The sequence below is a fragment of the Amaricoccus macauensis genome, assembly GCF_049800915.1.
Taxonomy (GTDB): Bacteria; Pseudomonadota; Alphaproteobacteria; order Rhodobacterales; family Rhodobacteraceae; genus Amaricoccus; species Amaricoccus macauensis_A.
The window spans coordinates 77,332-101,876 of sequence record NZ_JBNAFY010000010.1; the positions used below are offsets into that span (position 1 = coordinate 77,332).

Below are 24,545 nucleotides of genomic sequence, written 5' to 3' on the forward strand. Positions count from 1 at the left end.
GCGCGAGAACCGATTCCGGGGGCAGAAATGAACACGACCAGGGTGCTCGTTGTCGACGATTCCCCGACCATGCGGGCCATCCTCAGGACACATCTCGAGCGGGATCCACAGATCACCGTGGTCGGTGAGGCAGGTGACCCCTACGAGGCGCGCGAGGCGATCAAGGCCCTTTCGCCCGATGTCGTCACACTCGACATCAACATGCCGCGCATGGATGGGCTCGCATTTCTCGAGAAGATCATGCGGTTGCGGCCGACTCCTGTCATCATGGTGTCCTCCGAGGTCTGCGAGGGAGCGGCCGCTTCTATCGAGGCACTGGCTATCGGCGCTTTCGACTGCGTTGCCAAACCCGCCCATGGCGGCCCTTCGGATCCCTTTGCGGACCTTCCAGCCAAAGTGAAAGCAGCCGCTCGGGCCCCGCGCGACACCCTCGGCGCGGGCAAGCGCCATAATCCGGCCGCTCCCGATTTTCGTGCCAACGGACGGGTCATCGCAATAGGAGCCTCGACCGGAGGCGTCGATGCCCTGTTCTCGGTGCTCTCGGCCTTCCCCGCCAACTGTCCCCCCACGGTCATCACCCAGCATATGCCGGAGAGCTTCACCGCGAGCTTCGCCCAAAGGCTCGACCAGAATTGCGCACCGCGGATCAGCGAGGCGCGTGACGGCGCGCCGTTGAAGCCGGGCCATGTCTATATCGCCCCTGGCGGCACGATGCATCTCGAGATCGGCGGCGGCAGCCATAGCCTCGCCTGTCGGCTCACGGAGGGCCCGCTGACATCGGGGCACCGCCCCTCGGTTGATGTCCTGTTTCGATCCGCCGCGCGGCTCGGAACCCGCGCGATCGGTGTGATCCTGACCGGGATGGGGCGGGATGGGGCCCAAGGGCTTCTGGAAATGCGCCGGAACGGCGCCTCTACATTCGGACAGGACAAGGAAACAAGCCTCGTCTACGGAATGCCCAGAGCGGCGGCCGAATGTGGCGCCGTGGAGCGAGAACTTCCCCTTGCCGCCATTCCTTCGGCGGTTCTTACCCTCTGCCAGGCAGAAAAGCGGTTGGCAAGATGAGGAGCAACATGACCGCCGGCACCAGCCAACCCGAGCGCCTCATTCACGTCATCCAAGGCGATTACGCCGTCGCGCGGGATGACTCCTCCGTTCTGACGGCCATTCTCGGCTCCTGCGTCGCCGCCTGCATCCGGGACCCAGTTGCGGGCGTGGGCGGGATGAACCACTTTCTCCTGCCGGAATCCCGATCCGGTTCCTCCGATCAGGTCCTCTACGGCGCGCAATCCATGGAACTTCTCATCAACGCCCTGCTCAAGGCCGGCGCGCGCAAGGAGCGTCTGGAAGCCAAGATCTTCGGCGGCGCACGAATGATCGCGGGCCTGTCGGATATCGGCCAAAGCAACGGCGAATTCGCCCGGGGCTTCCTGCGCGACGAGGGCATTCCCTGCCTTGCGGAAAGCATCGGCGGCACGAAAGCACGGCGTATCCGGTACTGGCCCGCTTCGGGACGGGCAAAGCAGATGCTTCTGGGAAGCGTGCAGGCGATCGCACCGGCTCCGCCCGTCAAGGCGCCCAAGCCCGCCAACGACGTCGAACTCTTCTGATCCCGGAGATCGCACCGCACCCGCGTTGCTTCTCTCGCGCTCCCCTTTGATACGAGGGCCTGCTGCGGGGCTGTTTTCACGCTTTGGAAACCATTCCGGCGAAGACTTCGACCAAGCACCGGACAGGGACAAATACTTCCGCCATCCCCCGGAATCTGCCTCCTGGACCATCGAGAAAGGCCACCGATGTCGATCACGGAAAACCTGCTCAAGCGCAAATTGCAGCAGGGCGGGGTGGCCCGCTCCCCCCTACCCGAACCGGACTTCATCGGTGAGACCTTCGCGCGCCAGTTGGAAGAAGGGTTTCGCCCGCTGGTCAAGACCATGGTCAGCGCCATGGTGCTCGAATGCAAGATCATCAAGCTGGCAGATGCAATTCAGGACATCTCGGTTCCCACCATGCTCGGTCTTGCCGAGGTCGAGGATACCAAGGCGCAGGGGCTTCTGGCCGTCGATACCGATCTCGCCTACCACCTGATCGACCTGATGCTGGGGGGCGACCACGCTTCGGCCCCTGTCCCGATTACCCGCTCCTTCACCAGTATAGACATGGCGCTCTGCCGGCTGCCGCTCGAGGCACTGGCGAATGCCTTCATGGGGGCGGTCGCAAGTTGTTTCGGACGCCCCGTTACCCGAAGCCTCGACATTGTTGGCCAGCGCCAGGATATCACCCAGGTCCGGATTGCCCCGGACTACGTGGACGTGCTGGTCTACAACATTGCACTCGACATCGGAGAAGCCGCCCGGGCCGGGAACCTGCAGCTTGTTCTGCCCCTGGCCACGCTTGATGCGATCCGCGCCGCGGTTCAGGACGAAGTCCCGGACGAACATGCAAGCCAGGCGCAGGACCTGTGGAAGATCCAGATGCGCCGCGCCGCCGTAACCTCCCCGGTCGTCATCAACGCCGTTCTTCACCGCAAGAAACTGACGATTGCCGCGCTGGAGGCGCTCAAACCCGGCGACGTCCTTGAAATTCCCGCCAGCGCGCCGGACAATGTCGGTCTCATGGTTTCCCAGCCCGGAGAAAAGACCGCGCAGATTGCCGCCGGAAAGCTCGGCATCTTCCAGGGAAACAAGGTGGTGAAGCTTGACGAAGCAGTGGACCGGCGCGTCCACGAACAGCTCAAACCGCTTCTCTGAACACGCCCTTTTCCCCGCTCCATCCTCTCTGGAATGTTCCGCATGCGGAACATTCCGCCTGCTCTTCGGGAAATGCTCCCCCGTTCCCTTCCCTCAGGTGAGGGGCGCTCTCTGCGCACGGGCACGTGCAAAGGCCACGAACGCCGCTTCCGGGCGGCGCAAAGGCGGCTTTCCGGAGGCCCGCCAGTGGCGCAGCCATTCCGCCTCGAGCCAATACGGATCGTACCCCGGGGCTGCGGCTCGCACCCGCTCGTAAACCTCTGCCGAAAGACGAGGCGCCTCCCCTGCCCCATCGAGAAGCTCTGCACGGGCACATACCCGCACCACATCCCCTTCGAGAAGCGAAAGGCTGTAGTCGGGAAGTCCGTCCTGCGCCTCCATGTCGCGGATCATCTTGCGGAACACCCGGCGCGGAGAGGTCGATCCAGACTTCTTCAGCAGAAGCTCCAGGCCGATCCGCCATTCCGCCTGCCGGCCGCAATGCTTGCGCGCAATCTCATAGACCCGTCGCTCCAGGGGCTTGCGAAGCCGGAAATAATCCCTGTGCAACGTCAGAACGGATTTCGAAAGCACCGAGCGATAGATCCAGTCCGACAGCGTCACCGTCACCAGCATCATCCGCCCGCCGCGCGCCTTGCGCAGGATCTCCCAACTGTCGATCAACCCGAAACCGCGCGTGCTCTCCACTCCGCCGGTCTCGATATTGGTCACAATCCGCGTGCCCGATAGTCGCTCCAAGGCCTCGCGAAGCCGCCGGTACCCGTCACCGCTGGTCTCGCGCCGAGTGGCTACGAGCAGATCATGCGCCCTCAGATGCAGTACCGGCGACGTGGGCCGACCGGCATTGACCGCCCCCATGAGTTGGCTGATGCAAAAGATCAGAATGTCCTTGTCATGGATCGTCGCGAGCCCCTTCACCGAAGGCGTGATCTCGATCATCGCCTCTCCGTGCTCATAACGCAGGATACGCCGGTCCGGACGAGTGGCCAGAGTAAAAAGCGGATGCTCCATTGTGGCCATGTCATCCTTGGGCGCGGCCCAGGGAAGATCGCAGATGAAAAAATCGCCCGCGGCCTGCGACGCAGGAATTGCTCCCCCGCCTTGCTCGATATCGGTCTGCCCCATGAAACGGTAGTTCCGTTTTCTATCGTGGTTTCGGTGACACCGAGCCTATGGAGGCCGGACGTTTGCCGCAACGTTTGTTTCGGGGTTCCAGATTCACTCGCTCGTGGTTTCGGAATCGGATAAACGTGGTTCCAGATTCACCTGGTCCTCTCGAAAGATCCACTACCTGAATAAAAACAGACAGTTCTTTGCCCCAGCAAATTTCGTAACACTAGAAATAACACGCAATAACACCTTCAAAGAAAATTCTCTCAAATTCGACAGACCTCCAAGGCATTCGGAAAACAGGCTTTTTCAAAGAAAATTTCCCCGGTGTCCTATTTCATGTTCCATGTGCTGCGAATCATGATACATTGAAGAAAAGAGAGCACATGCGGGAATTCAAACCCCGCAATCCGGTGAGAGCAGGTCCACGCAAATGTCTCAGGCTTCCGAGGATTCCCTTCCCCCCTATTTCAACATCTCTCCGGATACGGCTCTAGCGGAGCAGGGAGATCCGGTTGGCACCGGCGACTTCGCCGAGATCGCATCCCTTTGCGCCCGGGGCCGGGACGATCTCCTGAGCCGGGGTCACGGGGTGGAGGGCCGCAAGACACTCCGCATGTTCTCCACCTGGGAGATCACCAAATATCTGATTCCGGTTGCCCCGGCCCATTTTCGGCGGGTGCTGCGGGCAAACCCGAACCTGCCCCAGGGCAAGGCCGAAACCGAGGGTGGCGCCAAATGGTTCACCCTCGACGAGGTTCAGCGGCTGCGGGCCCATTTTGCCGCGGAAGGGTCACGGACCAAGGAATACCGCCCCTGGCGTCCGAAGGGGCTGCCCGCGAAGATCACCGCCATTGCCAATTTCAAGGGCGGTGTCGGCAAGACCTCTACCGCGGCCCATCTAGCCATGTCCGCCGCCCTCGACGGCTACCGGGTCCTGGTGATCGATCTCGACAGCCAGGGCTCGATGACCTCGATCTTCGGCGGCAAGGTTGAGGACGAGTGGAACACTGTTTTCCCGCTCATTGCCCGCGATTACGCACTTGGGCTGCGCGAGGAGAACCGTCGCCGGGTCGAGCGCGGGGATCCGCCACAACCTCTGGACGACATGCTCGAGACCTCCCTCAAGAAGACGGCTCAGGATGTCATCCAGCCGACCCATTGGCCGAATATCGACCTCATCGGCGCCCAGCTCAATCTCTACTGGGCAGAGTTCCAGATCCCCGTCTGGCGGATGGGTCTGCGGAGCTGGAAACTCTGGGAGGCGCTCACGGGCGCGCTGGAGCGCGACGGGGTGCTCGCACAATACGACGTGGTCATTCTCGATACGCCCCCTGCGCTCGGCTATCTCACCATCAACGGGTTGGCCGCTGCCGACATTTTGCTGGTGCCGCTCGGGGCTAGCTTTCTGGAGTTCGATTCCACGGGCCGTTTCTTCGACATGCTGCACTCCACCTTTCAGTCGATCGAGGAAGGCGAGAACCTCGCCGCCCGCGCTCTTGGTCGGCCCGAGACCCATTTCGAGTGGGATGCGGTACGTGCGGTCGTCACCCGCTATGACGGCGCCCAACAAGCCGAGCTCGCAGCGCTGATGCAGGCCTATCTCGGCCGCACGCTCTCGCCCTGGCGGCAGGACTTCACCGCACTGGTCGGCCAAGCTGGCGAACAGGTGAACGGTATCTACGAAGCCGATTACCGCGACTTCAACCGCGACACCTACGCCCGTGGGCGCCGGACCTTCGATGAGACCTATGCCGGCTTCAAGCGGCTGCTCATCGGATCATGGCGCCGGGACGAGCTGGCCCGCGCCGAAGAATCTGCTGTCCGGAAGGAGAGCGCCTGATGGCCCGCCGCCGCCTTTCCCCAACCGTTACCTCGCCTGCCGAAAATGTTCCGCGCGCGGAACATTCGGGCCAGGGTTCCGCACTGAAGGCCTCCTTCTCCCCCGCCCCGATCGCGCGCGTTGCCGGTGATGCCGCCGAAAGCGCGGCTCTGGCGGAGGTCACCCGCGAAGTGACCCAAGCCCGCGAAAGTGGGCGCCTGGTGATCGAGTTGCCGCTCGAGGATATCGCACCCGACTATCTCACCCGCGATCGTATTCCGGTCGAAGACGAGGAAATGGCCGCCCTCCGCACCTCGATCCGCACCCATGGCCAGCGCACGCCCATTGAGGTCACCCCGCTTGGCACGGATGGCCGCGCGGAGGGCAGCACCCTGCCCTACGGCTTGATCTCCGGCTGGCGTCGGCTTGCCGCCCTCAAGGCGCTCTTCGCGGAAACCGGCGAAGCCCGCTTCGCCACCGTCCAGGCCCTGATCCGACGGCCCGAGACGGCTCAGGCCGCCTATGTGGCCATGGTCGAGGAAAACGAGATCCGGGTGGGACTCAGCCAGTATGAGCGCGCCCGCGTGGCCGCTCTGTCGGTCCAGCGCGGCATCTTCGAAACCGAAAAAGCCGCCCTCCTCTCGCTCTTCGCCACGGCGTCCCGTCCGAAGCGCTCCCGCATCCGCAGCTTTCTCGAAATCTATCATGCGCTCGACGCCCATCTGCGCTTCCCCGCGCATTTGCCTGAGCGGCTCGGACTGAAACTTGTCGAGATGATCCGCGCCGGCGGCTCGGAGGAGATTACACGGGCGCTGGACCAAGGTAATCCGCAGACACCCGAAGCCGAGCTTGAAATTCTCGAGAACCTGCTTCAGCCCGCTCCGACGAAGCCACAGCCTGCCCGCACCGCGGCTTCCTCGGAACCCGAGCCGGATTGCATTCTGCCGGATGTGACGCTGGAACAATCGCTCAGTGGCTCGACACTCACCCTGAAGCTCAGGGGCAAGGGTGTGACACCTGCGCTCGCGGACGAGATTCGCACCGTGCTCCGGTCCCTGCGAACGGAGATCTGACCGCCCCCGGATCAATGTTCAGATCCTGCCGATATGCACAGCCAGATGATCCGCGAAAGCCCCGGACTTTGGGTGGCAGATTTCGGTTGTGAGCAAAAACCACGCTGATCGGTGTTTCTGGCGAGATGACGGAAAAACCTGCCAGAACCGGCAAAAGCCGCCGATTGCGCAGCTTGTCACGAACCATCCAACTCGGGATCATCGCGATGTCGCATCCGGATCGCGGCATTGAGCCGGCTCTCCGCAAGATCGGCCAAACCGGCGGACATCGAGAAACGGAGCCGTACTTTTGGGTGGCGCTCGAGAAAGGGCGGTATCAACAGTATATCGACCTCATCGATCAGCCAGGGCTGCTCTGGGGGGCTCGATTCGGAGACAGGATATTCCGGTCTCCTGCGGAACAAGCGGGCGGTTCTGGCTTTGACCAGCGGTGCCTTCGGCCCCGAAATACCGCAGCTGGCCTTCGGCATCGACCACCAGTCGACCCATTTGAAATTCTGGCTCAATCAGGCCGGAGTGACTGGTATCGAGGAAATTCCCTTCTAGCCGGCACTGCTCACCCCGGAACCGGATGCGGCCTTCCACTCTGCCGTTGCCGCAGCGAAAGCCCTGGTAGCCTGAAGCGGTACCAACCCTGTGGACATGCGTTGTCCCTCGAAGCGCTAGCAGCTGACATGGAACCCGCGCAGCACCTGGGCCTGCATCGGGATGAAGGGGGTAATGGCGGAGAGAGAGGGATTCGAACCCTCGAGACGGTTTCCCGCCTACACACTTTCCAGGCGTGCGCCTTCGACCACTCGGCCACCTCTCCAGCGCGAGCCAGAAATCATTTTCCCGCGTCGTGCGCAAGCCCCCAGAACACTCACGGGCATATCTCTGCGGCAGACCCGCAATGGCAGAGAGTTTGAAGGAGAAAAAGAAGCAGGGCGCGGATGGGTTTCCAATCCGCGCCCAAAGGCGAATTCGTATGTCTTCCTTCAGTCCCTTTCGGGAAGGCCTCAGGCAGAGGCCTTCTTCCTGCGAAGACGCAGGGCGCCGATGCCGGCCACACCGGTCAGCAGCAGGGCTGCGGCCGGGGGAAGCGGAACCGGCTCCACATTGGCGACCATGGCCGTGTCGATGCCGAACCCGTCATTGGCCCGATCATGCATGAGAACGACCCGCGTATTCTTTACCATCTCGTCGAGAGTGATCAGCACGAAATGCACGTTGCCGCTCTTGAGTTTTTTGCCGTTGGCGAGGTCGGAGAACACCTTGTTGCCGACCTTGATGGAGAACTTTCCGCCCACATCCGCGATGTCGGAAACAAAGAAGCCGATGGTGTTGAACGACTTGTCGCTCTTCACCCGCCATTCCATCTTCTGGTTGTCGTTGCTGTCGAGCCAGTTGTTCCCGATCCCCGTGCTGGACGGCGTGTTGGAATTGTAGCGGCCCCACTTCATCGAGTTGTCGTTGCGGACCTGAAGCTTGTCTCCGCCATTGAACGAGGACTTGCCCGAACCGGCCTTGCCGCGCGCGGTGAAGCTGCCGACATTTGTCTTCTTCGGGTTTGCCGACCCGGTGGTACCGTTCCAGGCATCATAGCTGTCGAAGGTCTCGGTGCGCAGGTTGCTGACCCGGTGAGATGCCAGATAATCGGACATCTGTGTCTGCGCCTGGGCTGCGTTCTGGCGGCTGTACTTGGTCATTTCAAGGCTGACAGCCCCGGCGGTCGAAGCCGCCGACAGCGCGGCCACAACCGCCGCACTGCACATGAAAGTGCGTATTCCGAACATGGCAATTACCCCTTTACCCCTGAAACGTGAATAGTGGAAATGTCGCTGCACCGTCAATTCAATTTAATATTAACGTCATACTTGGTAAACGATCACCCCCGCAGGTTCCCCGGCCGCGAGAACTTAATCCGGATGTTCGAAACATTAACCACGCCCTAACCATTTGGGCCGACTTATGACGTCTAATCTTGGTTAATGCCTGGGGCGCCCTTGTGATGGACATGTTTGATTTCGGCACTTTGGCTGGACTTGGCGTTGCTGCAATGCTGCTGTTTCTTCTCGCCTGGGCTTGGGCGATCCGAAGTCAGCGTGCTGCCAAGGCACCGGCTGCCTCCACGGATGAGGCCCCAGCCAGCAGTGCCCGCAAGAGCAAGTCCGATGCACGCATCGCCGAGCTCGAGATGCTTCAGGCCGATCTTGCTGCCAGGATGGATGCCCTTGTTTCCGCGCAGAGCGAACCCGAGGAACGTCTCCAAGCGCTCGCCAGCCAGATTCTCGGGCTGATCCGGGACAAGAATGCGACGCTGGAAACTGCTCTGACCGGGCTTGATCAGTTGCGCGCCCGTCTGCGGACACTCGAGCAGGTCGGGGATCTCGCCGAGACGCGCGAAATGCTGAACGACATGTCGGGCCGGCTCGAAGCATTGCAATCCTCCCAGTCCGCCGACATGGCGGTTCTCGGGCGCCGGATCGAGCAGCTCGAGATGCCGGGCGAGAATCCCTTCTCCGAAATTTCTGATCAGTTGACCCGGCTCTATACCCAGAAGGACGATGCGATCGAGGCGGTCCTGAATCGCATCGGACCGCTCGAAAGCCGCCTGTCGGACATCGAGGGCCATGCGCCTGTCCGGGATACCGCGCTGGAACAGATCCGCGATTGCATCACGGCGCTTCAGGAAGCCCAAGACGAGCACCGCGATGCGTTGAGCGTGCTCAGCTCCGGGGTCATCGATACCCAGGCGCTGGCCGACGGCATCACTGCGCTGCGCAACCAGAAGGCCGAGATCGCGCGAGGGCTCGTTGCCCGGCTCGAAACGCTCGAGCAGAAGCTGGCCGAGCGCGATCCCGAAGCCCTGCTTGCCGGCATTACCGAGCGCATGAATGCCCTGCGCGAAATGCAGTCGGCAAGTGAGGCGGCTCTGAAGGACCGTCTCTCCGCGTTGGAGAACCCGGCCGAAAGCCCGTTTGCGGAAATCTCGGAGCAACTCACCCGCCTCTACGCCCAGAAGGATGCGGTCGTGGAGACGGTCTTCGCCCGGCTTGCACCGCTCGAGGCGAAGCTTGCGGAGCTTGGGGCAGGGACCGGGGTGCAAGAATCCCAGAGCATGCTTACCCGGATCACGGAGCGTCTGGACGCGGTGAAGGACCGGGTGGCCGCCTTGGAAAGCCCCGGCGAGAATCCGTTTGCGGAAATCTCGGAGCAGCTTACCCAGCTCTACGCCCAGAAGGATGCGGCAGTGGAGACGGTCTTCGCCCGGCTTGGCCCCCTCGAGGCCAAGCTCGAGGATTTCGCAGCCCGGCTCGCGGCGCAGGACCCCCAGTCCATGCTGGACCGGTTCTCCAATCGGCTCGACGCGCTGCATGCTGCGCAGGAGAGCGGGCAGACCGCAACAGACCAGCGGCTTGCGGCGCTGGAAAATCCCGACGAGAGCCCGTTCGCGGAAATCTCGGAACAACTCACCCAGCTCTATGCGCAGAAGGATGCCGCGACGGAAACGGTCCTTGCCCGTCTCCAGCCGCTCGAGACGCAGATCGCGGATCTGGAGCGCAAGCTCGCAGCCCAAGACCCCCAGGTCCTGCTCGACCGGTTCAGCGACCGTCTCGAAGCCCTGCGCGACATGCACGCGGTCAGCGAGGACGCGCTCAAGGAACGCCTCTCCGCTCTGGAGAACCCGGCCGAAAGCCCGTTCGCGGAAATTTCGGAGCAGCTCGCCCGGCTCTACGCCCAGAAGGACGCGACGGTGGAGACGGTCTTTGCCCGGCTCGCGCCCCTCGAGGCCCGGCTCGACGAACTGGAAGAAGCTCTCTCGGCCAGCGACCCACGCAAGGGACTTTCGGATCTCCGCGAGCGGATCGAGGAAGTCGACGACCGGCATGTGGCGCGCGAAGCGGCCGTTCGCACCCAGATCGAGAAACTCGCCGAGGCCCAGTCCGCGTCCCGCAGCGATTTTGCCGCCCTTCGGGCAGAAACCATTTCGGTCGATATCATCGCCCAGCGGCTTGAAGGGCTGCACGCCCAGAAGGACGCGCTCTCCGAGGCGCTGATGTCGCGCATGCGCCAGATCGAGGAGGACATGACCGCCCTGGATCCGCGGGCCGTGCTCGACGACTTTTCCGGGCGTTTCGAAGCCCTCAAGGACCGTGTGACACTTCTGGAGGCCCCCGGCGAAAGCCCGTTCGCGGAGATCTCCGAACAGCTCACCCGGCTCTATGCCCAGAAGGACGCGACGGTGGAGACGGTCTTTGCCCGGCTCGCGCCCCTTGAGGCCAAGCTCTCCGATCTCGAGACCGGCCTCGACGGCACCGTGCAGCAGGATCAACTCGAAGGTCTCTCGGCGCGTCTCGATGCGCTCGACTGGGGCCAGGACGAACTGGCCGAACGGGTCGGCGGCATGGAAGACATGGCAAACTCCGCTGCCGAGAAGCAGGTCTCCGCACGGCTTGCGCCGGTCGAAACCCGGATCGGCACGCTTGAGGCCGACCTCGTGGCACAGGATCCGCGTTCCGCGCTGGACCGCTTCGCCGAACGCCTCGAAGCGCTCAAGGACCGCGTGACGCTTCTGGAGGCCCCCGGCGAGAGCCCATTCGCGGAGATCTCCGAACAGCTCACCCGGCTCTATGCCCAGAAGGATGCGACGGTGGAGACGGTCTTTGCCCGGCTCGCGCCGCTCGAGGCCAAGCTCTCCGATCTCGAGACCGGCCTCGACGGTACCGTGCAGCAAGATCAGCTCGAAGGTCTCTCGGCGCGTCTCGATGCGCTCGACTGGAGCCAGGACGAACTGGCCCAGCGGGTCGGCGGCATGGAAGACATGGCTGAATCCGTCGCGGCGAAAGAGGTCACCGAGCGGCTAGCGCCGCTAGAGGGCAAGGTTTCGGACCTCGAGACCGGCCTCGGCAATGCTGCGCGGCAGGACGAGATCGCGGCGCTCCGGAAGGATCTTGCCGCCCAGAACCCGCGTTCCGCGCTGGACCGCTTCGCCGAACGTCTCGAAGCGCTCAAGGAGCGCGTGACGCTTCTGGAAACCCCCGGCGAGAGCCCGTTTGCGGAAATCTCCGAACAACTTACCCAGCTCTACGCCCAGAAGGATGCGACGGTGGAGACGGTCTTCGCCCGGCTCGCTCCGCTCGAGGCCAAGCTCTCCGATTTCGAATCGGATCTCGGAGATACCGTGCGCAGGGAGCAGCTCGATGGGCTGGAGTCCCGTCTGGACACCCGCATCGACACGCTCAAGGACAGTCTTGCGGCCCAGGATCCGCGCGCAGCCCTCGATCGGTTCGCCGAACGCCTCGAAGGCCTCAAGGACCGCGTGACGCTTCTGGAAACCCCCGGCGAGAGCCCGTTCGCGGAAATCTCCGAACAACTTACCCAGCTCTACGCCCAGAAGGATGCGACGGTGGAGACGGTCTTTGCCCGGCTCGCACCGCTCGAGGCGAAGCTGTCCGATCTCGAATCGGGTCTCGGGGCTGCCGTGCCGCGGGAACAGGTCGAAGGCCTGGCCTCCCGGCTCGATGCGCTCAACTGGGTGCAGGACGAACTGGCCGACCGGCTGGGCGGCATCCGGGCCGCAGCCGAGGACAAGGCCGAGAAGCTGGTCTCGGGACAGATGGCGCCCGTGCAGGCCCGCCTCGCGGAAATGGAAGGCATGCTCGCTGCTCAGGACCCGCGGGCAGTGCTCGATCGGTTCTCCGAGCGCCTCGAGGCGCTGAAGGACCGGATCACGGTCCTGGAAAACCCCGACAAGGCGCCGTTCGACGAGTTGTCCGCCAAGCTTGGCGAACTCTATGCCCAAAAGGATGCGACGGCCGAAACACTGGCGACACGCCTCGTGCCGCTCGAAACCCGGCTTGCCGAGATCGAGAAGGAGCAGGGCCGGGTGGTGCGTCAGGACCAGCTTGGCGCCGTGTCGGCCCGACTCGATGCGCTCTTCGCCGCGCAGGAAGGCGCCTCCGAACGGCTTACCGCCATTGGAAGCAAGGCCGCACAGGCCGTGTCCATGGCCGAGATTCGCAAGGAAATGTCCCAGGCGCTTGCCGGGCGCGACGCCAATATCGACACGCTGCTCAAGCGCCTGAGCCCGCTGGAGAAGCGGCTGGCCGATCTCGAGGCGCGCCCCTGGGATGACCCCGATGCGGAGGAGGCCCGGGCCCAGGCGCAGGAGGTGGCGATGCAGCTCATTGCCGCGCGTGCCGCTGCCCAGCATACCGAGCTATTCGCCGACCGGCTGGCGCTCCTGGAAACGACTCTCCCGCGGTTGTCGGCCACCCAGACGATCCTGATGCAGACCCTCGAGCGCAAGGGGGGCGCGTCGGAAATGGCCGGGCGCGTCGCCGCCGCGCTGAACCCGCCGCGTGCCCAAGAGGCCGGGCAGGGCGACGATCTGGGCGAGATCCAGTCCATGCCCAGGGTGATCTCGCTGCACCAGAAGTGATCCGCCCCGTCCGGCGGAAGCCCGCACAGCCTCCCATGGCCGTGCGGGGTGCCTCCGGGCCGAATTTTGACTTTCCCGCATTATTTCAGTGTGTTGGCAGGTTTAATCTGCGGCCAGCCAACGCTTTCGGAAATCCCGGCTGCCTGCGGATTGCTAACACCCCTTTAACCTAAACATCGCAGTTTGAGGGCGAGTTCGCTCCGTTTCCAGATTCCCGAGAGAGGTCCCTCGCCGTGGATACCCCCGCACCCGCCGCCTTGTCAGACCTGATCGCAGCCGGGCTCGTGAGCCACGAAATGATAGGAGATCCCGCAAAACTCGGCGGTGAGGCGGGCTGTCTGCGCGCGCTCTGCGCGTTGATCGGCGGTCCGGTCTATCGCGTCGAGGCCTATCATTACGCGTTCCGCGCCGGACCCGGTGATCTCGATGGCCGCCTGGCCGGGCTCGCACCCGGAGAATGGACCGATGCCATCGAGGCCGCCCTTTGTGCTTCGCTCGGAGAGGAGGCGGTCTGGCTCAATGCCACCGATCTCCTGCCCGAAGCCGATGCGGCCTTCGCACAGCCGATCCTTCTCCTCCGCGCTCAGGATGCTGCCGTCACCGGCGCCCTGGAAAGCGCAGGCCCTGAGATCCAGGCAGTGGTCAATGCCCGCTATGCCGCGGAATGCGCCCGGCTGACCATGGAGCAGGCGACAACCGACGGGGCAGGGGAGGGGCTCGCGGAGCGTCTCGCCGCCCTCGAGGCGCGCCAGGGAGAGATCCTGAACACGCTCGCCGCGCGGGAGGCTGCGGTGCAGGAAACGCTCGCCAGCCTTTCGGGTACGCTCGGGCTGGTGCTCAAGCGTCTCGATGCCCAGGCCACGACGCTGGGTGCCCATCTGGAGCGCCAGCAGGCGACCGTGGGGCACGGCAGCCAGGATGCGGCGGGCCTGCTCGAAGCGGCGGATGCCTTCAAGAAGACGCTGGGGCTTACGCTTGCCGAATTTCTGGCCCGGATCGAGCAGCGCGCCGAAGAAGATCGCGCTGCATTTCGTGTGTCGCAGTTCAACTGATAGATCTTCAGCAGAGGCATGAAACCGATGCAACAGGAGACGGCCGGAACGACCGGCATCAATGCGGCCAAGACGGAAGCAGCCGACGCCGACAAGCCCGGAGAGGCCGCGCGCAAGACATTGGCCATGCGCATCGCGCACCGCAACCGTCTACGGGCGGAGCGGCTGGCGCGGCTGCGGGCCGAACCGGTGTCTGAACCGGCGGAGATGGCCGCGCCCGAAGCATCACCCCTGGCTCCCTCCCCGAAGATGACCCCCAAGGCTTCCATGGCCGCCCCCTCAGCCGAAATGCCGTCCAGGGAAATGGCCGACACGCCGATCCCGAAGCCGGCGGAACAGGCCGGTGCCGCCCCCGCGGGCAAGACCGTCGGGGAAGCCGAGGACAATGCCGCCGCCCTGGAGGAATTTCTGAAGGCCCTGAGCCAGGGCAGCGCTGCGCCCTCGTCACAGGCTGTGGCCGACGACCCCGAACCGGCGTCGGTCCTGCCGTTCCAGCGCCCGCCGGAGGCCGAACTGGCCGCAGCCCATGCCGGCGCGCGGGGAGCCGGGATTTCCGAGCCGCGCGCCGCGCCGGTCTGCGACCTGCAGAAACTGGACGGGGCCGGACCCGGCCTCATCTGGGCGCTGCAGAGAGCCGGCATCGCCTGCATGGCCGAACTGGCCCCGCTCGAGGCCCCGGATCTCGTCTCGCGGCTCGGGTATCTCGGTCGCCTTGTCCCGGCCGAAGCCTGGATCGATCAGGCCCGCGCGGGATAATTCCCGACCGGTCGTCTCCCCGCCCTGCCCGGATCTTCGATCGGGGCAGGAGCCGCGGCGAAGACGCGTCGTCTCGCCGGGAGGTCCGGTCTCAGGCGTTCTCGGCCCGGACCCCGTGATCGCGCAGGGCCGCGACATCGGCATCCGTCAGGATCCAGCCATCCACCACGTGAAACCCCGGTGCAACCGCGGGCACCGCGGCCCTTGCCGGGGGGATGAACCGGCCGATGAACGGCGCAAAGGCGGCGGCCGCCACCGCCAGGCCGATGAAGGATCGTCTTGAAGGTCTTCTTGGCGTCATCCTCTCATCCTTCTTCGCAGGGCATAACCTCAACTCACCAGCACGTCGGAGAGGTGATCCCCGAGCCTGAGAGCGAGTTGCACGATCGTGTAGGTCGGGTTGGCGTGGCCGCCGGAAGCGAAGACGCTGCACCCGCCGAGATAAAGGTTCTCGATCCCATGGACCTTGCAGTCGGCATCCACCACGCCTTCGCGCGCATCGGCGCTCATCCGTGTGGTGCACATGTGGTGATGCAGGGCGACCTCGCTGCCGGGGCTGCCCAGGTCCGGCGGGGTGGGGGTCTCCTCCAGAAGCCAGTCCGCCATCTGTACCCGACCGATGCCGGTCTGCGCGAAATGCTGCCCGAGGGCCGTCGCCGAGCCGCGCAGCGTATGGTAGTCGAGCGGGCTGAGCCGCCAGTCGAGGGCGAGCATCCGCAGCCCGAAACGGTCGGTCTCATCGGTCAGGAGCACCCGGCTCTCCGGGTTGAGCGCCTGCTCGATGATGGTGCCGATCGGGGCCAGCCGGTAATCCTCGGCACCGCGCTGCTCGAAATATTCTCCCAGCCCGCCGATCTCGCAGTTGAAGGGCCGACCGAGCATGCGCTCGGCCAGGCGGGTGATGAAATCGGCGGAACAGGCGACGCTGCGTTTCGCCTCGGTGGCGAAATCCATGCCCTTGGAGGCCATGAGCAGGTTGAAGTTCAGGATCTCCTCGCGCGCCATCAGTTCCGGGGTCGGCGCGAAACCGGCCGAAGGCGGCACGGCATCCTCGAACATCACCTGGCCCACATTGTAGGTGGGATGCTCCGAGAAATAGCGCCCCACCAGGTCGTGGGTGTTGCCGATCCCGCCCGGGATCTGGCTGTCGGCATTCAGAAGCGCGCGCGGGTTCTCCATTCCGCCCAGGCACAGGCAATAGGCGCGGGCCCGGATCGTGAACCCTTCGTCCTCGGGGGCATAGGAGCGGAACACCGCGCCGGTGATCGCGCTGCCGGCCTCGTTGACGCGCAGATCCACCAGGTTGGCGTTGACCACCAGCCGGATGCGCTCCGAGGCGGTCATTTCGGCGCGATACTTGCTGTTGAAACGGGTGGGCGGGCTCATGCGGAAGCGGACGATCTTGAGATCGTCCTCCGCGCCTTCCACCGGCTGGTCGGGCAGGGCACTTGCGGGCGGCAGATCGAGGATCTCGTCGGTTTCGGCGGCGTAGGGGTCGAGATCGCCACTCGTGATCGGCCAGCCACTCAGCGGGTGATAGGCGCGGGCCTCGAAATCATACGGATCCAGCCCGCGGCTCCGGCCGCCCCAATGGTTCGAGGTGCCGCCGAAATAGCGCAGCCGCGTGGTGGTGGGGTCGTAGTAGTCGAGGCCGAGAATGTCGCCTTCGTAGAGTTCCTGGCTCTCGGCGCTGATGTCGAGCCCGCCGCCTTCCATGAGGGCCACATCCAGGCCATGGGCCGCGAGCTTGCGGGCGGCGCTGATGCCTGCGGGTCCCGAGCCCACGATGCAGACATCGAACATGCGCTCGAGACCGCCTCTTTCCAAAGTGTTTGCATCAAGGATCATGTCTGAAAGCCTGCCATCCTCCAGGTGGAACGAAGTCCACGATCAATATCGGTCTTCCCCGGCTCCCTGTCGTCTTGTCGGGCAACGGGACGCGGTCTGCAATATCCGACGCCCTCAGTAGTATCCGTAGGTCTCGCCGCCGTAGCGGCACATGTTCAGCACCACGCCCAGGAAATTGCACTGGGCCGAGAGGTCCTGCTCGCAGGCATCGACCTCGTCGAGCCGGGTCCGCTCGGCGCCTGCGACCAGAAGCACGCAGTCGAGATGTGGCAGGAAGGCCATGACATCGTCGCTGACCAGCATCGGCGGCAGGTCGAACAGCAGAACGTTCGGCCGGAAGGTTGCCTTGAGATTGGCCACACCCTGGGCTGTGGCGGGATTGAGCAGGATCTCGGAGGAATTGCGCACCGAGCCGGCATTGGTCCCGATGGCGAGATTGTCGCCCACGCGCACGAAATTCTCCGTCGGGGACCGTGTGCCCTGAAGCACGCTCGCCATGGATTGCGGTGTCTCGAGGCCGAGCGTCCGGGCAATCGAGGGCCGGCGCAGGTCCAGATCTACCAGGACCGTGCGCATGTCGGTCTGGCGCGCCAGGCTGAAGGCGAGGTTGAGACTCGTCATGCTCTTGCCGCAGGCGGAGGTCGGCGAAGTGATGCCGAGCGAGACCCAGCGGTTCTCGCGCATGGTGCGCAGGATGCGCGTGCGCAGCATGTCGAAGGCGGCATCGCTCGGATCGCTGTCGGCATAGGTCACGATCCGATGCTCGGCCATGAGCGCGGGGTCCGGCTCGAAGCTCTCCAGCGCCTCCCAGGAGGCGCCGACGGCCGAGGGCGCATCCCAGGAGGAATAGGTGCCCGGCAGCCCTCTTGCCGCCGGCATGCCCCGCTGCTCCTTGGCCTTCTGTATCGCGGCTTGAATGCGTTCCATGATGTCCTCGTGCCGGGGGAGGCGGCAGGCGCCTCCCTTGTGCCTTCTATGTGCCGCTCAGGAGGGCGGAGCCACCGCGGCCGGTGGTGCGGGAACCTCGCCCCTCAAGGTGCTCTTGAGCTCGCTGATGAGCAGGTCGAGCGGCATGTAATACGTGTGCAGCATGAACAGACCCAGCGGGATGATCACGAAGATCAGAAACAGCGCCAGGGCGATGAGCGTCCGCTTGACCCGTCGCTCCCGGCGGGTGCGGATGTAGGGGATCGTGGCCAGCGGCTGGAGGCCGAGATGGGTCGAGAGATCCACCGAGCGCCGGATGGAGCGGTTGAGCATCTCCAGAAGCACGACGATCCCGAGGCCCGCGCCCACGCCGCCGGCAACACCGGCCATCGCGATCAGCTTGCGGTTGGGGCTCTCCGGATAGGGCGATTCGATCGGCTGTTCGATCAGCGTCAGCCGCTGGCCCCGCGAACTCAGCTCGATCCGCTCGCCCACCCGCGCCTGGGCCAGCCGGGCGCTGGCCTCCTCGTAGCGCTGGTTCAGGTTCTGCATTTCGCTCTCGAGGCTGTTGAGTACCATCTCGTTGCGCGGTGTCGTCGCGATCGAGGCCTGGAGCTCGGCCAGCGTGTTCTCGATCATCTGCTTTTCCTGGGTGATGAATTCGAGACGGGCGTCGATCGGCGCGAGCTCGAGATCGAGCTCCGTGGCAGGCTCCGAGGAGCCGTCGCCGCTCTCGGGCGTGGCGCGGGTCTGGCGCTGTTCCTCGACCAGCTGTTCGAGATTGTTGATCTGGTGGTCGAGCACCCGGATCGCGGCGCTGGAGGGCGAATAGATCGCCAGTTTCTGCAGCCGCTCGCTCTTCAGCGCCTCGAGCTGCTCCTCCTCCGGCGTGCGGGTGTCGAACGTGCCTGACCGGCCCGTGCGCTCATAGACCCAGATCGCCGTGGCGCGCTCGTTGCGCAGCGAGGTCTCCTCCCGCTCGAGCGCGAGCAGGCGCTCCTGTTCGATGAGTTGCTGCTGGCGGCGCGCCTCGAGACTGTCGGGCAGCGCCTCCACGTTCTCGGTCTTGAACTCGGCGATCTCGCGCGCCTTTTCCTGCAGCGATTCGGAGAGTTTCGCGACCTCGGTCTCGAAGAAATCCGACGTGCCCGTGGCCCGTTCGTTGCGGATGCGGACATTCTCCGCCAGGATCAGGTTGACCACCTCGTTGGCGCCGCGGGCGGCCAGCACGGCATTCGGCGCCTCGAAGGAGATCCGGACCACGATGGCACCGGGCGTCGGCCCGGTCCGGCCTACATCCTCGGGCTCGCTGCCGGTGAAGGTGATCCGCCCGGCCATGCTCTTGATGATGTCCTCGGCCGAGGCATCGGGGCTGTCGGCGAACATCTGGCTCTTCTCGGCGAGATCGAGAAGATTGGCCCGGGTCAGAACCCGCTGCTGGATGATCTGGATCTGCTCGTAGGGATCGATCGGCACCGTGGATTGCGCCAGATCGTCGGAAATCTGCTGCGGCTCCACGAGGATCCGGGCACCCGAGACATAGACCGGCGGCAGGATCGCCGCCACCGTGACACCCAGGGCGGCAATGAAACCGGAAACCAGAATGAAATAGGGCAGCCGTCGGAGGAACACCGCCCAGTAGAACTTCAGATCCAGATTTCCCATTTCCCGTGCTTCTCTAAATTCCCGGCCCGATCAGCCGACCAGCTTCAGGTTGCCGTGCATGCGGCGATCCGTGACCACCTGTTCGACCACGCCGGCATCGATCAGATCCCGTCCGTCGGTAAAGGCATAGACCAGCGCGTAATCGCAGATCTGGTTGACCAGGCGCGGCACGCCCCGCGAGGCGCGGTGCACGCATTCGCAGGCTGCCGGCGTGAAGATCTCCCGCGTGGCCCCGGCCACCGAGAGGCGATGGTTGATATAGGCCTCGACCTGCTCGGCAGACATGCCCGGCAGGTGGTATTCCGCCGCAACGCGCTGCGAGAACTGGGTGAGCTGGGGCTGGGCGATCAGGTCCCGAAGCTCGGGCTGGCCCACCAGCACGATCTGGATCAGCTCGTCCTTGTCCGCGTTGATGTTGGAGAACATCCGCAGCTCTTCGAGGGTTTCGGTGCTGAGATTCTGCGCCTCGTCGAAGATCAGCATGGTCCGCCGCCCGGAGGCGTATTCCTCGATGAGGAAATCCTGGAACTGGGCGAAGAGCTGCACATAGCTCGCACCGGTATCCGTGGGCACGCCGAGGGCCATCAGCACCCAGTGCAGCAGCTCGCCGCGGTTTCCTTGCGCGTTCGAGATCAGGCCGACGGTGAATTCCTCGGGCAGCGTGCGGAGCAGATGGCGCAGAAGCGTGGTCTTGCCCGCGCCGATCTCGCCTGTGATCACGGTGATCGGCGCATGGGTGAGCATGCCGTATTCGAGCATCGAATAGGCACGCGTGTGATTATCCGACCAGTAGAGGAAATCGGGATCCGGAAGAAGCGTGAAAGGCCGCTCGGTGAGGCCAAAATGGTCCGTGTAGATCGCCAAGTTACTCGTCATTCCCATTGTTACGCGACACGCCCTCCGAGAAGGGCACGCTTTTCGCCGCCCCGCTCTTTGGCATCTTTGGCGTGCATTCTACAGGCTTGTACACCTCATATCACGTAATTAATCGAGACAAGAATAACAGGTGAGCGAGTGTGACGTGTACACCGGGGGCCGACATTGACCGGGCCTGATCGGGCAGACCGGGCGGACCCGCGGGCGCGTCAGCTCAGCGCACCCAGATGCTTCTCGAGCGCCTCGCGCAGGTCGGGCACCATGAAGGGCTTGGCCACGAAATGGTCCACCGAGGCACCGGCCTGGTCCTGGTAGGCCTTTGATGTGGCAAGGAAAACCGGGATCGAGCTCAGGCCCGGATCGGCCTTGATCTTCTCGGCGAGCTCCACGCCGGACATGCCGGGCATGTTCAGGTCCGAGATCACCACGTCGAATTTCTTGGCGCCGAGCTGGTCGAGCGCGGCCTCGGCGCTGGCGGCCACCGCCACGTCGATGACGCCGATTTCCTTGAGCACGAGCCGGGCCATGGCGCGCATCGTCTGCTGATCGTCTACCACTAGGGCGGCTATGCTCTTGGCGTCTGGCATTTCTCTACTCTCTGACCGAGGCTTGTTGAGCCGCACCTTTGGCCGGGAAGCGTTAAGAAGTCCCGAATCCGGGGGTGAGTTCCGGTGCGAGGCGCGCATTTTCGCAGTCTCGTGCCGGCTGGTGCCCGGGGGGCGGAATTTCCCAAGGTTAACAGCGCCCTGGCCCATGCCACTTCAATGCATATTCGATGCATATTTCATGCATATGTTTTTCGCACGAACGGGAAAGGTTAACGGGGGGTGGGTGGCATGGCCCAGCGTTTCAAACGGGGCGCAGGGTGCTTCGTTCAGAGGGAGAGTGGGGGCTGATAATGGAGTGTATGGGGCTTACCAAGCGAGCCGGTTTTGTCCTGGGGTTTTCTCCCGCTCAAACGACTGGATTTTCGTACGGTATGGGAGAGGGACAGAAACGGCCGTTTTAGGCGCAAAGGTTCTGGCATGGGGTTTGTATCCAGTGTGCGGGACAAAGCGGGCCTTCGCTGCATAATCGACGCAAGTCTGCCGCATGCGGCCCGCGATCGGAATGGTACGCGCGAAATGTGATCTTCAGTACATGGGCGTACGAATATTTCGATCAGTCAGCGCGCACGATCCGGTCGGAGCGCATCAAAGGCTGCGTCCAGTTTCACGCTGAGGGATGTGTCCCGCCCGGGGGTGAAGTGGGCCAGCGCGACGTCGAGGCAGGCGAAGGACGCGTGGACCAACGCATCCGCTTCCAAGCGCCGGGCGTCCGCGTCGCCGAGGCGTCGCGCGATCTCGGGTGCAAGTCCGACAGCCCAGGCAATATGCTTTTCGAGCGTATGGGCGCGCAGGCTTGCCGTGCTGTTGACCACGCGCATCGTTCTGGCTGCGCCTTCGGGATCGCGATCGACATTGTCGGCCAGCACATCGTAGCCGCGGCGCAGGGACACCCAGACGTCTTCGTCCCGAGGCCGGGCCTTCACGGCCTCGATGATCCTTTCGCCGAAGGCGGCATGGCCCGCGACCACTACGTCTTCTTTCGTGGGGAAGTAACGGAAAAAGCTGCGTCGCGAAATGCCGGACGCGGCCGCGATGTCGTCCACCGTCACGGCGTCGAACCCTTTTTCATCGAAGAGTGCGAGCGCGTGGGCGGCGATGGATGCCGTTACAGCCTCTGCCTTGATCGTCCTGAGGGAACGGCCTGAACCATCAGCTACGCTCGTCATTGACACCTCGCGCATAAAATGGCACTTAGTGCCAAATAAATTACTTAATGCCGATTTCGGCATGTCACACACAGGAGACGAGCTTGAATACCGAACGTCAAGAGAACTCGCTTCCATCCCGCAAGCTCGGCCGAAACGGCCCAGAGGTGTCAGCCATCGGCTACGGGGCAATGGGCATCACCGAGCATTACGGACCGGACACCACGAACGACGCCGTTAGGACGATCCGTCACGCCCATGAGATCGGCGTGACGTTTTTCGACACCGCCGAGATGTATGGCTGGGGTCACAATGAACGCGTTGTGGGAAAGGCACTGGCGCCCGTGCGGGACGACGTAGTGATCGCCACCAAGTTCGGCTGGACTCGCGACTACGGCTACGACAGCCGACCCGAGCATATCCGCGAGGTTCTCGACAACAGTCTGCGCTTTCTCGGCGTGGAGCATGTCGATGTCCTGTATCAGCATCGCGTCGATCCCGACGTGCCGATCGAGGACGTGGCGGGGACGGTCAAAGACCTTATCGAGGCGGGCAAGGTCGGCCATTTCGGGCTCAGCGAGGCGGGGCCGGAGACCATCCGCCGCGCCCATGCGATTCAACCGGTGGCGATGCTTCAGACCGAGTATTCGCTGTTTGAACGCGATGTCGAGCAGCTGTTTCCCGTGCTAAGAGACTGCGGCATCGGCTTCGTGCCCTACGCGCCGCTCGGCCGCGGTTTCCTGACCGGGACGGCCAAGCCGGCGGACCAGTACGACGAGAGCGACATGCGCAGCTTCGATCCGCGCTGGCAGCCCGGCGCCTTCGAGAAGAACGTAGAGGCGGTGCGCCAGCTCGAAACCCTTGCCGAGGAACGCGGGGCCAAGATCTCGCAATTGGCCTTGGCCTGGCTGCTGGCGCAGGGCGACGAAATCGTTCCCATCCCCGGCACGCGCAACATCGCGCGCCTGGAGGAAAATGTCGGCGCCGCCCGGCTTACGCTCTCCGCCGATGACCTTCGACGCATCGCCGAGATCCTTCCCGCCGGTGGGTTCGGCGCGCGGTACCCGGATGCGGTGATGCCAGAATGGACATGACCGATGCCACCCGAAGATGCGCGCGGCGTCCCCGGTGAAAGCCGGGGTCGTCAAGCGCGTCGCGGCCTAATAAGGGCAGCCGATCGCGAGAAGCCGGGATCGTGCAACTCGCCTCCAAGGTATGGCCATGCGTAGAGATCGGAAGAGGTGTTCTGGGCAGTGTCGCAGAGCGCACACCGAATTCAGATTTGCTGCGTCGTGAGTTCCGTTCTGCACTTGAAGAATTGGGCCGCATTGGGGATCGACCTACCAAAGCCGACATTCATCCATCCCGCAGCAAAGGACTATCTGGGCTCCTTCGGGACCTTCTTCGCACCGCACGCCTGTCGCACGGGCTTGATCGGCGCGACATGAAGCGCACCATGATCCGGATGTGTCCCGGCCTGCTATCCGGGAGGCCTGACCCCGGGGAGGATCGAGAAATGACTGTCGTGCTTGCCACCGTGTGCCGGGATGGAGTCGTGCTCGGCTCGGATTCCCAGATCACCGACAAGGGGCGGGGGATGACATACCCGGCCGAGAAGCTGCACCCGCTGGGCGATCTCGCGGCCTGGGGCGGCAGCGGCGCGCGCTCGGTGCTCACCGATGTCGAGAATTGCTTCAACCAGAACAGCGCGGCGATCCTGGAGGCCCCCGACATCGGGCGGGCCTTGCAGGAACAGGTGCTCCCGATCCTCCGCCATCACTACGACACCTTCATTCCCGACGTGCCGGGGGAGGAAGGCGGCGGGACACCCTCGGCCTATGTGATGGCCGCCGGATGGCGGGACGGGGCGCCGTGGATCACGGAGATCACGCCCTCGGGCATGATCGGACACTACGCCGATATCGGGTTCCATGCCATCGGCAGCGGTGCGCCCATGGCCCAGCAGGCCGGATCGCTTCTCTCCCACTTCCACCTGACCGAGCGCTCGCTGCGTTTCGGCTGCGCGGCGGTGCTGCGGGTGCTGAAGGCGCTCGATCTCACCTCTCCCAGCGTCGGCGAGCCGTTCAGCCTGTGCCGCATCAACGAGGACGGTGCCCACCATCTCGACGCGGAGGAGATCGAGGAGGTGGGCGACCTCGTGCGGCGCTGGGAGGAGGCCGAACAGGCCGCCATCGCCGATATCTTCGATTGAGCGCGGCTGGTGGGGGCGGGGAGAGGCGGCCGGCTCCGGGCTCATTTTCCATCCGAGCCAGGCCCATCTGGCACGGGACGAGGTGCGAAGCACCGCCGTGCCAAGCGCCGGACCGTCCCGGAGGTCTGGCGCTTTTTCAGGGTTGCGCAACGTTCGGGCGTTCAGGTGTCGGCACCATAAATCGCCTCCAGCCGTCGTTTCGGCGCCATCCCCCGGTCCGCCGCAGGCACGGCTATGCCGAGGCGGCGCACTTTGGGTCATTCAGATGACCAAAATC

Annotated in this window: 21 protein-coding genes and 1 tRNA gene; 11 read left to right on the top strand and 11 right to left on the bottom strand. The window is 64.1% G+C overall.

From position 1 onward, the window contains the following. The first annotated feature begins 27 nt into the window (after positions 1-27). The 3 genes from ACP15W_RS19880 to ACP15W_RS19890 all read left to right on the top strand — a co-directional run bounded on the left by ACP15W_RS19880 (position 28) and on the right by ACP15W_RS19890 (position 2,750). Positions 28-1,065 carry a protein-glutamate methylesterase/protein-glutamine glutaminase gene (locus ACP15W_RS19880; RefSeq protein ID WP_424934695.1) on the top strand — a complete coding sequence of 346 codons (1,038 nt, stop codon included), beginning with the start codon at positions 28-30 and terminating at the stop codon, positions 1,063-1,065. Between the two features lie 8 nt (positions 1,066-1,073). Then, positions 1,074-1,610 (top strand): chemotaxis protein CheD, encoded by a 537-nt coding sequence (locus tag ACP15W_RS19885; protein WP_424934696.1) that lies wholly within the window; start codon positions 1,074-1,076, stop codon positions 1,608-1,610. 186 nt (positions 1,611-1,796) lie between these two features. After that, on the top strand, positions 1,797-2,750 hold the full coding sequence (locus ACP15W_RS19890) for a FliM/FliN family flagellar motor switch protein (protein ID WP_424934697.1): 954 nt from the start codon (positions 1,797-1,799) through the stop codon (positions 2,748-2,750). Positions 2,751-2,843: 93 nt separating this feature from the next. Here ACP15W_RS19890 and ACP15W_RS19895 read toward each other — a convergent pair whose 3' ends face one another. Continuing rightward, positions 2,844-3,875 (bottom strand): replication initiator protein A, encoded by a 1,032-nt coding sequence (locus ACP15W_RS19895; protein ID WP_424934698.1) that lies wholly within the window; start codon positions 3,873-3,875, stop codon positions 2,844-2,846. Positions 3,876-4,293: 418 nt separating this feature from the next. On the opposite strand from ACP15W_RS19895, the gene ACP15W_RS19900 reads away from it, so the two are divergent. Further along, entirely contained in the window at positions 4,294-5,703 is a 1,410-nt protein-coding gene (locus ACP15W_RS19900; protein ID WP_424934699.1) for an AAA family ATPase, read from the top strand. Next, a complete protein-coding gene (locus ACP15W_RS19905) occupies positions 5,703-6,755 on the top strand; it encodes a ParB/RepB/Spo0J family partition protein (RefSeq protein ID WP_424934700.1) in 1,053 nt (350 codons plus the stop codon). Before ACP15W_RS19900 ends, ACP15W_RS19905 begins: the two co-directional genes overlap by 1 nt. Before the next feature lie 176 nt (positions 6,756-6,931). On the opposite strand, the gene ACP15W_RS19910 is transcribed toward ACP15W_RS19905, so the two are convergent. Next, on the bottom strand, positions 6,932-7,159 hold the full coding sequence (locus tag ACP15W_RS19910; RefSeq protein ID WP_424934701.1) for a hypothetical protein: 228 nt from the start codon (positions 7,157-7,159) through the stop codon (positions 6,932-6,934). A gap of 16 nt (positions 7,160-7,175) precedes the next feature. Here ACP15W_RS19910 and ACP15W_RS19915 point away from each other — a divergent pair, with 16 nt between their 5' ends. Continuing rightward, positions 7,176-7,301 (top strand): hypothetical protein, encoded by a 126-nt coding sequence (locus ACP15W_RS19915; protein WP_424934702.1) that lies wholly within the window; start codon positions 7,176-7,178, stop codon positions 7,299-7,301. A 175-nt stretch (positions 7,302-7,476) separates the two neighbouring features. Here the strand turns inward: ACP15W_RS19915 and ACP15W_RS19920 are convergent. Both ACP15W_RS19920 and ACP15W_RS19925 read right to left on the bottom strand, forming a co-directional pair. Then, positions 7,477-7,566 (bottom strand) — tRNA-Ser (locus ACP15W_RS19920). A 187-nt stretch (positions 7,567-7,753) separates the two neighbouring features. After that, a complete protein-coding gene (locus ACP15W_RS19925; protein WP_424934703.1) occupies positions 7,754-8,530 on the bottom strand; it encodes a hypothetical protein in 777 nt (258 codons plus the stop codon). 215 nt (positions 8,531-8,745) lie between these two features. Here ACP15W_RS19925 and ACP15W_RS19930 point away from each other — a divergent pair, with 215 nt between their 5' ends. The 3 genes from ACP15W_RS19930 (at position 8,746) to ACP15W_RS19940 (ending at position 14,987) form a co-directional block, all read left to right on the top strand. Next, entirely contained in the window at positions 8,746-13,179 is a 4,434-nt protein-coding gene (locus ACP15W_RS19930) for a hypothetical protein (RefSeq protein ID WP_424934704.1), read from the top strand. A gap of 233 nt (positions 13,180-13,412) precedes the next feature. Then, positions 13,413-14,231: a hypothetical protein gene (locus ACP15W_RS19935; protein WP_424934634.1), complete on the top strand. Its 819-nt coding sequence runs from the start codon at positions 13,413-13,415 to the stop codon at positions 14,229-14,231. Positions 14,232-14,258: 27 nt separating this feature from the next. Then, positions 14,259-14,987 (top strand): hypothetical protein, encoded by a 729-nt coding sequence (locus ACP15W_RS19940; RefSeq protein WP_424934635.1) that lies wholly within the window; start codon positions 14,259-14,261, stop codon positions 14,985-14,987. A gap of 91 nt (positions 14,988-15,078) precedes the next feature. On the opposite strand, the gene ACP15W_RS19945 is transcribed toward ACP15W_RS19940, so the two are convergent. The 7 genes from ACP15W_RS19945 to ACP15W_RS19975 all read right to left on the bottom strand — a co-directional run bounded on the left by ACP15W_RS19945 (position 15,079) and on the right by ACP15W_RS19975 (position 22,077). Further along, the gene (locus ACP15W_RS19945; protein ID WP_424934636.1) at positions 15,079-15,288 is read right to left on the bottom strand and encodes a hypothetical protein; all 210 of its coding nucleotides are present in this window, start codon (positions 15,286-15,288) and stop codon (positions 15,079-15,081) included. A gap of 29 nt (positions 15,289-15,317) precedes the next feature. Continuing rightward, positions 15,318-16,835 (bottom strand): GMC oxidoreductase, encoded by a 1,518-nt coding sequence (locus tag ACP15W_RS19950; protein ID WP_424934637.1) that lies wholly within the window; start codon positions 16,833-16,835, stop codon positions 15,318-15,320. Between the two features lie 114 nt (positions 16,836-16,949). Further along, a complete protein-coding gene (locus ACP15W_RS19955) occupies positions 16,950-17,762 on the bottom strand; it encodes a CpsD/CapB family tyrosine-protein kinase (protein ID WP_424934638.1) in 813 nt (270 codons plus the stop codon). Between the two features lie 57 nt (positions 17,763-17,819). Next, entirely contained in the window at positions 17,820-19,427 is a 1,608-nt protein-coding gene (locus ACP15W_RS19960) for a GumC family protein (RefSeq protein ID WP_424934639.1), read from the bottom strand. Positions 19,428-19,457: 30 nt separating this feature from the next. Beyond that, on the bottom strand, positions 19,458-20,303 hold the full coding sequence (locus ACP15W_RS19965) for an ExeA family protein (protein WP_424934640.1): 846 nt from the start codon (positions 20,301-20,303) through the stop codon (positions 19,458-19,460). Between the two features lie 209 nt (positions 20,304-20,512). Further along, positions 20,513-20,890 (bottom strand): response regulator, encoded by a 378-nt coding sequence (locus tag ACP15W_RS19970; protein WP_424934641.1) that lies wholly within the window; start codon positions 20,888-20,890, stop codon positions 20,513-20,515. Positions 20,891-21,468: 578 nt separating this feature from the next. Continuing rightward, positions 21,469-22,077, bottom strand: a complete 609-nt coding sequence (locus ACP15W_RS19975) for a TetR family transcriptional regulator (protein ID WP_424934642.1) — start codon at positions 22,075-22,077, stop codon at positions 21,469-21,471. Positions 22,078-22,160: 83 nt separating this feature from the next. On the opposite strand from ACP15W_RS19975, the gene ACP15W_RS19980 reads away from it, so the two are divergent. Together ACP15W_RS19980 and ACP15W_RS19985 are read left to right on the top strand one after the other, a co-directional pair. Further along, positions 22,161-23,150 carry an aldo/keto reductase gene (locus tag ACP15W_RS19980; RefSeq protein WP_424934643.1) on the top strand — a complete coding sequence of 330 codons (990 nt, stop codon included), beginning with the start codon at positions 22,161-22,163 and terminating at the stop codon, positions 23,148-23,150. A 422-nt stretch (positions 23,151-23,572) separates the two neighbouring features. Beyond that, on the top strand, positions 23,573-24,268 hold the full coding sequence (locus ACP15W_RS19985; protein WP_424934644.1) for a hypothetical protein: 696 nt from the start codon (positions 23,573-23,575) through the stop codon (positions 24,266-24,268). The last annotated feature ends 277 nt before the right edge of the window (positions 24,269-24,545 follow it).